Origin of the sequence: Clostridium sp. (assembly GCF_036569345.1) — a bacterium.
In the GTDB taxonomy this organism is placed as follows: Bacteria; Bacillota; Clostridia; order Clostridiales; family Clostridiaceae; genus Clostridium_AD.
Genome location: NZ_DATCQT010000197.1, coordinates 21,087 through 27,715, shown reverse-complemented (window position 1 = coordinate 27,715; position 6,629 = coordinate 21,087). Strand labels below are relative to the sequence as shown.

At 29.6% G+C, this 6,629-nt stretch carries 9 protein-coding genes and 1 tRNA gene; all 10 read right to left on the bottom strand.

The genetic code is table 11. The features are described 5' to 3' along the window. Positions 1-51 precede the first annotated feature (51 nt). Positions 52-140: transfer RNA gene (locus VIM70_RS20855), tRNA-Leu, on the bottom strand. A 197-nt stretch (positions 141-337) separates the two neighbouring features. After that, entirely contained in the window at positions 338-751 is a 414-nt protein-coding gene (locus VIM70_RS20850) for a S1 domain-containing RNA-binding protein (RefSeq protein ID WP_331947710.1), read from the bottom strand. Between the two features lie 80 nt (positions 752-831). Continuing rightward, positions 832-1,104 carry a septum formation initiator family protein gene (locus VIM70_RS20845; RefSeq protein ID WP_331947709.1) on the bottom strand — a complete coding sequence of 91 codons (273 nt, stop codon included), beginning with the start codon at positions 1,102-1,104 and terminating at the stop codon, positions 832-834. A gap of 92 nt (positions 1,105-1,196) precedes the next feature. Further along, a complete protein-coding gene (gene yabQ / locus VIM70_RS20840; RefSeq protein WP_331947708.1) occupies positions 1,197-1,601 on the bottom strand; it encodes a spore cortex biosynthesis protein YabQ in 405 nt (134 codons plus the stop codon). A 7-nt stretch (positions 1,602-1,608) separates the two neighbouring features. Then, positions 1,609-1,902 carry a sporulation protein YabP gene (gene yabP / locus VIM70_RS20835; protein ID WP_331947707.1) on the bottom strand — a complete coding sequence of 98 codons (294 nt, stop codon included), beginning with the start codon at positions 1,900-1,902 and terminating at the stop codon, positions 1,609-1,611. Positions 1,903-2,043: 141 nt separating this feature from the next. Further along, positions 2,044-2,304, bottom strand: coding sequence for an RNA-binding S4 domain-containing protein (locus VIM70_RS20830; protein ID WP_331947706.1), 261 nt, complete (start codon positions 2,302-2,304; stop codon positions 2,044-2,046). Positions 2,305-2,396: 92 nt separating this feature from the next. After that, entirely contained in the window at positions 2,397-2,672 is a 276-nt protein-coding gene (locus VIM70_RS20825; RefSeq protein ID WP_331947705.1) for an HU family DNA-binding protein, read from the bottom strand. Between the two features lie 118 nt (positions 2,673-2,790). After that, positions 2,791-4,236 carry a nucleoside triphosphate pyrophosphohydrolase gene (gene mazG, locus VIM70_RS20820; protein ID WP_331947704.1) on the bottom strand — a complete coding sequence of 482 codons (1,446 nt, stop codon included), beginning with the start codon at positions 4,234-4,236 and terminating at the stop codon, positions 2,791-2,793. Positions 4,237-4,278: 42 nt separating this feature from the next. Then, on the bottom strand, positions 4,279-5,826 hold the full coding sequence (locus VIM70_RS20815) for a polysaccharide biosynthesis protein (protein ID WP_331947703.1): 1,548 nt from the start codon (positions 5,824-5,826) through the stop codon (positions 4,279-4,281). Between the two features lie 162 nt (positions 5,827-5,988). Next, positions 5,989-6,540 carry a stage V sporulation protein T gene (gene spoVT / locus VIM70_RS20810; protein ID WP_331947702.1) on the bottom strand — a complete coding sequence of 184 codons (552 nt, stop codon included), beginning with the start codon at positions 6,538-6,540 and terminating at the stop codon, positions 5,989-5,991. Positions 6,541-6,629 lie beyond the last annotated feature (89 nt).

The following is a 6,629-nucleotide window of genomic DNA, read 5'->3' as shown; positions in this document are numbered from 1 at the left end:
CCTTCGGGTTATGAGCCCGACGAGCTACCAACTGCTCCATCCCGCGATATTTGGTGCTGAAGACCGGAATCGAACCGGTACGGTGTTTAACCACCGCAGGATTTTAAGTCCTGTGCGTCTGCCAGTTCCGCCACTCCAGCTCATTTGCTAGCTAAAGCTATCATTTGCTAGCTATAAGCTATCAGTTGTTTTTTAGCTACTTCCTAACTTATAAATTGCTACTTCTTGGCAACATATTTGATTATATATGATGTATAAACCGTTGTCAATAACTTTTTATTTTTTTAAAATAGGAACTAAGTAATTAGTCCCTAAAAATAATTCAATTCGATCTTAACTAATAACTTGAAGTTTTTTTACTATAACCTCTTCCTTTTCCCTCTTGATGTTTTTTAACATCTTGAAATCTTTCTTCACTGTCTTTTAAGAATTTAGTCATTATATCTTCAAAATTGCATGTATTTGATTTACTCTTTTCCTTTTCCCAATCTATCTCCATTGGTTTAATAGACCTTTTAGGTACTCCAGCTTGTTTTATGGATAAACTTATTTTCCCATTATCATCCACAGAAATTACTTTAACCTTCACTATATCATTTTCTTTAAGATGATCATTAACATTTTTAACAAATGTGTCTGATACCTCAGATATATGAACTAATCCTGTCTTACCCTCTACCTCTACAAACGCACCAAAATTGGTGATATTTACTACTTTACCTTCTACAATGCTTCCAGCCATTAAGGTCATATTAAAAAGTTCCTCCTCAAAAATTATGTTTTTTATTTTATATATTAATTTAATAATAAGCACAACAAAATTTATAGTATTTATTTTTTATTATCTATTACAGGAGTTTCACCTTCTTTAACAAGCCCTAAAATTTCTCTTGCCAGTTTTTCTATATATTTATCAGTTTTAGATAACTGTACTTCATCCTGTAATACTTTCTTTTCTTCTGTTTTATTTTGTAATTCAAGATTATACTTTTGTAATTCTTTCTTTTGCCTACTCATAGTTACCTGTTGCGCAATTAAAAGATAACATACATATATTATAACGAAAACCAAAATGACACTTTTAATACTAAATTTTTTTTTCATATCCATACCCTTTTCCTTTCGATGGAATGAGTATTCTTTCTGCTTCATAAATCTATTTTAATTTGTATTTAACATTTCTTCAAGCTATTTCTTTATAATTTATCTTTTTTTTTTATTTTAAGCTTATAAAATAATAAATTTGTTGGGTATAAAATAGTATTTTTCACGACTCTAAACAGTTTTCCATTAAACTTTAGTAGATTAAATAACACCTTAATAAAAACTTTGCTTAAGAGTTTCAAATATAAGTATACTCCTATTATTAAACATACATACACATAAAAGTTTATGTATCCCTCATTAGTATACATCAAAAATGTGAAAACCACTATAGAAGTTAATGTCCAAAATAGTATATCCTGTATAATTGTTAAGAATCTATTAGGATTTTTAAATCCTCTTATTAGTCTATATATATCAAAAAATACTCCGGTTATTATTCCTGATAACAAACTGAAAACTATAAGTTTAACTTGGCCTATCAAAGAAATTATCATAACTCTACTACCTAAACAATCTTGATATTATGCTATCTTTTTTGGCCTTGACCTTGTCACTTGTATATACAAAGGAATCCACTTTACCGGTTATTATAACATCTCCATTTTGAACATCTAATTTATTCATCTTTAATTCTTTCCCTTTTATTATCATTGTTCCAACATCTGTATTTAATAATATTTGATTTTCATTAAAATTTATAACCTCAATAACTCCATTAATAGTTAATTTTTTTCTGTTTTCTAAAACCAAATTACTTTTCTTATCTTCTATTTTTATTTCTTTTTTTATTTCCATAATATCCTCCTTCTTAATTTTCACCATAAAAATCGGGAATTAAGGAATTTTTACTATTCTCAATTCTTAATTAATGGCATATTATATTCTTATAAATATATATGCTTATTAAACTTAATTAAGAATTATATTTAATAACATTTATTCTTGGTCTTCTTTTCCTGAAATCATTTGATACATTTCTTTTGCACTTTCTTTTGTAACATGTTCTGCAATGTTTATGATTTTAGCTTTTAAAATTTGATTTGCAAATTTAATTTCTATAGTATCGCCCTCCGCTACAACTGTACCGGCTTTTGCCACTTTATCATTTATAGAAACTCTACCACTTGCGCAGGCTTCTTTTGCAATTGTTCTTCTCTTTATAATTCTTGATACTTTTAAATATTTATCTAATCTCATTTAGACTTCCCCTTTTTGATATTTTATACTACTTATAAAATTAAAAAATAAAAAACCTAGATATACATCCAGGTTTTCCAAATCATAGTAAATTATTTATTTACTATATCTTTAAATTCTTTACCAGCTTTAAATACTGGAACTATTGAAGCTGCAATTTGAATTTCTTCTTTTGTTCTTGGATTTCTTCCCATTCTTGCTGCTCTTGCTCTTGTTTCAAAAGTTCCGAATCCAACTAATTGAACTTTTTCACCTTTTTCTAATGTCTCTTCAATGCTTTCTATAATTCCTTTTAGAGCTGCTTCCGCATCTTTTTTTGTTAGATTTGATTTTTCTGCAATACTTGATATTAATTCTGATTTATTCACTTTTGTTACCTCCTTGTTATTGAATACACTTTTTAGTAGTGATTACACTATTAAATAGTTTATTCTTCACTAATTTTGAAATTCCTTCTTTTGGTTAATTTTTATTTTATAAATAAATTTATCGGCTTTTAGATTCGTTCCATAATCCGTCCATTTCTACAAGTGACATTGTATTTAAATCTAAACCCATATTACTTGCCTTTTCTTCTATGTACGCAAAGCGATTGATAAATTTATCTATAGTATAATTTACTGCAAATTCGGGGTCTATGTCAAGTAGTCTAGCAACATTTACTGTAGAAAATACCAAATCTCCCACTTCTTCTAGTATTTTTGCCCTATTATTGCCTTTATATACATCTTTAACTTCTCGCAATTCTTCTAACACTTTTTCCATGGCAGGTTCTACCGAGTCCCAATCGAAACCCACTTTTGACGCTTTTTGCTGAACTTTTTCTGCTCTCATTAACCCTGGCAAATTTTTTGGAACATGATTTAACGTATCTGTATAACTATTAAATCCCTTTTCTTTAATCTTAATATTTTCCCAGCTTTCTAAAACCTCTTTTGAATTCTTATTTTCTAGAACTTTAAATATATGTGGATGCCTGCTAATCATCTTATTCGTAATTCCTTTAATAACATCATTTATATTAAAATATCCATCTTCTTTCCCTATTTGCGCATGAAATACCACTTGAAGTAATACATCTCCTAATTCCTCAATAATATTATCTTCGTCCTTCTGATCTATGGCTTCCAAAACCTCGTAACATTCTTCAATGAGATATTTTTTCAAAGATTCATGGGTTTGCTCTCTATCCCATGCACATCCATTTTCCACTCTTAAGGTATTCATAACTCCAATTAAATCGTGGAAATCTTTTGTAGCTTCTAGGTCTTTTGGTATATATATTGAAGTTAGATAATCTATATCCTTTTGTCTATCTAACTCATATAGTTTTATTTTTCTAGTACTTTCTAATCCTTTTATACCTGCTGCTCTAACAAAATAAATCTCCATATCCTCTTTGTAATACTCAAGCAAGGCAAGTTTTACATCTGACGCTATAGAAATGCTATAAACTTGAGTTATTAAAAGTCCTACTCTTTTATCCAAAATTTGATTTTTCATATCAAAGGCATCTATAATTTTTAATCCTTCAATAGGATCTAGCTTTAAACTTTGAATTACAGCATCTATAAAGCTTACTGCTGGCAGAATCTCTATATCAATTTTTTCTTTTTCGCATAGATTTATCAATAGTTTAACGGAAGTTTCTGCAACAAGAGGATGACCTGGAACTCCATAAATTATATCTCCATATATTTCGTGTTTTTTGATAAGATCTTCTGCAATAGCCCTATATACATCATCAAAATTATTATATTCTTCATATCTATCATCATAGGTTTCAAATTGAATACATAATGATTTTAGATAATCTACAGTAGGATGTTTTTCTGTTCTCAAATAAATTTTTTTACCATTTTTAAGAATTTCAAGTGTCCCTATAGTTAGCGATTCAATGGATCCAGGCCCAAGTCCAACTATTTTAATCATTAGCTTTCACTCCTTTAATTGTTATTTACAACAAATTTATTTTTAATTTCTTTTAAAATTTCGTTTAAATTTTTTCTTAATATCTTCGTATTCAAATATTCTAAGAATTAAAATAAATATTACATAAACCATAACTCCTATAAGTATGGAAATTATGCAAGATAATCCCCTACTCATTGTATAATTATAGACAATAGCGTTGCTAAATACAACTGCAACTATCATTATACAAGCAGCAACCGTTGGTTTTACAAAAGCATCTATATGTTTTATCTTTATATTTAAACTTTTCTTTAATTCGTATATATTCAATAAACAGCTTGTAATATATCCCAATATAGTTCCTATAACTGCCCCATAGATATTTACAAATGAAAACGCAACTAATACATATGTTATAACAACCTTTACGATGCACCCTAGGGCTAAATTATATACTGGCCTATAATAATTACCTACGCTTTGAAGTATTGCAGTACTGGTTTGTGTTAAAATTACAAAAGGTATACAGATTGATATATATTTCAGAATTTCGTATCCTGATGTATCTTTCATAAAAACCAAATTCATTATAGGATAGGCCATAAAAAACAACCCTAAAGTTGATGGAATAGAGATTACATTAGATAATTTCAAAGCCATATTTACTCTTTTAACAAGTTCCACTCTTTTACCCAATGAAAATGCTTCTGCAATTATAGGCACTAGAGATGCGCATAGTGCCACAGAAATGGCCAAAGGTACATTCATCAGTGTAAACACCTTTCCAGTCAATTGGCCATACATCACCGCTGATTGTGTTTGAGAGAATCCTGCTTTCAAAAGCTGTTGTGGTACTAAAATTGAGTCTATTAATGACATAATAGTCCCAACTGCAGCACCCATAGATATTGGCAATGCGGCTTTACCTAAAACACCTAGAATATGCTTGCGCTTTGATTTTTTTCTTACTGGAAGCTCTTTTTTAACCTTAAAATATGTTGAAGCTAAATAAACGCTTCCCATCATTGAACCAACTAAGGTTCCAAGAGCTGCTCCTCCAGCTGCATATTCAATGCCCATTGGAAACAATAAATATGCGAACAAAACTCCAGCCACAACTCTTCCAACTTGTTCTACTATTTGAGAAATAGCAGTAGGTCTAACATTCTGAAGTCCTTGAAAAAAGCCCCTAAACGTACACATGATAGAAACAAAAATCGGTGCTATAGCTATTGCCAAAAAAGAATAATATGCTTTAGGATCCCATTTTAATATAATTATAAGAGGTTTTGCAAAAATTATCATAACCAAGGTAAATGTTGCACCCAATGCAATCATAAAAAAAAGTGTTTGTCTTAAAACTTGGTGGACTCCTTCTCTATCATTTTTAGCATTCATCTCCGCAATAATTTTAGACATAGCTATAGGTATCCCAGAGGCCACTGCAACAAAAAACATATATAGTGGATAAGACATCTGGTAGTAACCCATCCCCTCATCCTTTATAAGCGCTTGTATTGGAATTCTAAAAAATAGTCCTAAAAATCTAGCAAATAATCCTGCCACTCCAAGTATAATCGTCCCTTTTATCAATGAATGTTTCTTCATACTAACCTCCTTGTATTCATTCGATGTTTTCAATAATTACTGTCTCTGATTATAATTATTGAATTTAAGAGCTTATTATTACTTAAATGACAAAAAAAAGTATATATTACTGCAAATGTCTTTCACTTGCTTAGTAATATATACTTTTCGATTCTAATGCATTTATTGTTCCATTTGTTTTCCTAGAAAAGATGCTGCGGTCTCAGCTAATTTTAATTCTAAATTTCCAAATTTAATTTCTGACTCTGTCGATATTATTAGTACTGCTCCAATTGCATCACCTTCTGTTATTATAGGTGCAATTACTTGCGCATTGTATTTGTTCTCCATTTCATCTTCATACAATGATATGACTTTTTCAAAGCCTTCACCTAAGACAACGGCTTTTCTATTTTCCATTGCTTTTTCTAAATCAATACTAACTTTTTTATCAACATACTCTTTTTTAGGACCACCACTTACGGATATTATGTTATCTTTATCGCATATAACTATTATGTTACCTATAGTTTGTTGTAATGATTCGGCATATTCTCTAGAAAACTCGCTTAATTCACCTATTGGTGAGTATTTCTTTAAAATAACTCCACCTTCTCTATCCGTAAATATTTCTAATGGATCTCCTTCTCGTATCCTAAGAGTTCTCCTTATTTCTTTAGGTATTACAACCCTTCCTAAATCATCTATACGTCTTACTATTCCTGTTGCTTTCATTTAAATATTCCTCCTTATATAAAATAATATATAATATACTAGCTCTCTTATTATCTTTCTAAACTTGGAATTTTATGCACATTTGTATA